The sequence below is a fragment of the Brenneria sp. g21c3 genome (genome assembly GCF_040240345.1).
Taxonomy (GTDB): Bacteria; Pseudomonadota; Gammaproteobacteria; order Enterobacterales; family Enterobacteriaceae; genus Brenneria.
Genome location: NZ_JBEIAB010000041.1, coordinates 1 through 2,262, shown reverse-complemented (window position 1 = coordinate 2,262; position 2,262 = coordinate 1). Strand labels below are relative to the sequence as shown.

At 49.9% G+C, this 2,262-nt stretch carries 2 protein-coding genes and 1 pseudogene; all 3 read right to left on the bottom strand.

Annotated elements, in window-relative coordinates; translation table 11 throughout:
• Positions 1 to 638 (bottom strand): annotated as a pseudogene (locus tag ABRZ28_RS24165) (hypothetical protein); the annotation flags it as partial.
• A gap of 67 nt (positions 639 to 705) precedes the next feature.
• The gene (locus tag ABRZ28_RS24160) at positions 706 to 1,746 is read right to left on the bottom strand and encodes a putative type VI secretion system effector (protein ID WP_330521870.1); all 1,041 of its coding nucleotides are present in this window, start codon (positions 1,744 to 1,746) and stop codon (positions 706 to 708) included.
• Positions 1,747 to 1,813: 67 nt separating this feature from the next.
• Positions 1,814 to 2,262, bottom strand: a 449-nt coding sequence (locus ABRZ28_RS24155) for a hypothetical protein (protein ID WP_330521869.1), incomplete at its 5' end; no start/stop codon positions are given.

The following is a 2,262-nucleotide window of genomic DNA, read 5'->3' as shown; positions in this document are numbered from 1 at the left end:
ATAAACGCGCTTATTTTAACATCGGATATCGCCTGAATATAACGACCATGGCTGCATCGGGGACATACTGAAACAATCCGCAACGCCGGTACGGCAATGGCGTAAACCTGATAATGGTCATCCTGCCATACCGCCGCCAGCTCCACCTCGTCGCCCGCCTTCAGGTGCGTCATCCCCACCCAACCGGCAAACGGCTGGCCGTTTATCATCCCTTGCACATAGTCCGCGTCGTTTAAAATCGGCTCTTCTCCCTTCAGCGCCAGCCCCGCCAGCGCCGGGCTGCCGATAGCGATGGCCCCCACGCCCACCGCGCCCTTTTCTCCCGCCGTCAGTGTTCTGTCTGAAGAGGTGGCATATACATCAGGATCAAAGTTGGCCTTGCAGCGGATACGACTAAAAGACTCCAGCCGCCCGGTGATTTTTTCCAGTTTGCCGCTCGGCGGCAATACCGGCGGCGGCGGCAGCGCCTGCCATTCGCTTAATACCTGCTGATAGTGCTGTTCCGCCTGCGCCACATCAGTTTCGGAGACACCATATTCGTTGTTATAAAGGTATCGGCGAGCGGATTCCACTCGATATTCCGCCTCGAACAATTCCTGACGAAGCTCCTTAGGGTTAATCACCTTTTCTTTTCTCATCGCATTCCCTTTAAAATCTCGCCAGACTTTCTGGCGGCGGATGATATTTTTATGCTGTAGCCGAATGTCAGTAATAATGCCAATACTCATCATCCCATAATAATTTCGCGCTGGGCAGCGGCGGCTTACTGGTATCCTTCGGCGAATACCATTTCCCCTGACGCATTAATTCCTTTTCCTGCTTCGCCGTTATTTTCTTTAAGTTTATCCATTTGGGATGACGCCAGCCGAATACCTGAAATATTTCCTCCGCCAGTTTGCAGGCAGTTTCCGCATACGCTTTATAGGCACCATAAAAAAACAGTCCCCAAAAAACACCATTTATCCCCATACCCATTGCAATCAAAAAATAAAAATTACCTTTATTATCAGTCAATTCATAAGAAAAATTCTCCCAAAATGTACCTTTACCCATTAGTAACACTGCAATACAGGCCAATATAATAAAAAGCAAACTCATAAAAGTGCCGAGCTTGATCCTGGAAATCGCCTCAATATAACGGCCATGGTCGCACTGCGGACATACCGAGACAATCCGCAACGCCGGTACGGCAATGGCGTAAACCTGATAATGGTCATCCTGCCATGCCGCCGCCAGCTCCACCTCGTCGCCCGCCTTCAGGTGCGTCATCCCTACCCAACCGGCAAACGGCTGGCCGTTTATCATCCCTTGCACATAGTCCGCGTCGTTTAAAATCGGCTCATCTCCCTTCAGCGCCAGCCCCGCCAGCGCCGGGCTGCCGATAGCGATGGCCCCCGCGCCCGCCGCGCCCTTTTCCCCCGCCGTCAGTGTTCTGTCTGAAGAGGTGGCATACACATCAGGATCAAAGTTGGCCTTGCAGCGGATACGGCTAAAAGACTCCAGCCGACCGGTGATTTTTTCCAGTTTGCCGCTCGGCGGCAATACCGGCGGCGGCGGCAGCGCCTGCCATTCGCTTAATACCTGCTGATAGCGCTGTTCCGCCTTCGCCAAATCGGCTTCCGTGACGCGACTACTATAACTATCATCATGAATATCAAGTTGGCGGCGGGTATATTTTACGTTGAATCGCGCCTCGAACAATTCCTGATGAAGCTCCTTAGGGTTAATCACTTTTTCTTTTCTCATCGCATTCCCTTTAAAATCGCGCCAGACTCTCAGGCAGCGGATGATATTTTTATGCTGTAGCCAAATGTCAGTAATAATGCCAATACTCATCATCCCATAATGATTTCGCGCTGGGCAGCGGCGGCTTACTGGTATCCTTCGGCGAATACCATTTCCCCTGACGTATTAATTCCTTTTCCCGCTTCGTCGTTATTTTCTTTAAGTTTATCCATTTGGGATGACGCCAGCCGAATACCTGAAATATTTCCTCCGCCAGTTTGCAGGTGGTGGGCGCATACGCTTTATAGGCGTTATAGAAAAATAGCCCCCAAAAAGCACCACTAATTACCAACATCGCAGTAAAATACTTATAAAACTCACGATGATTATTCATCACCGCATCAAGAAGATTTTCCCAGAAAGTCCCTTTATCCAGAAAGAAATCTGCGGTTTTAAAAATAATGGGCATAAGCAGAGTCATAAACGCGCCTATTTTAACATCGGATATCGCCTGAATATAGCGACCATGGCTGCATC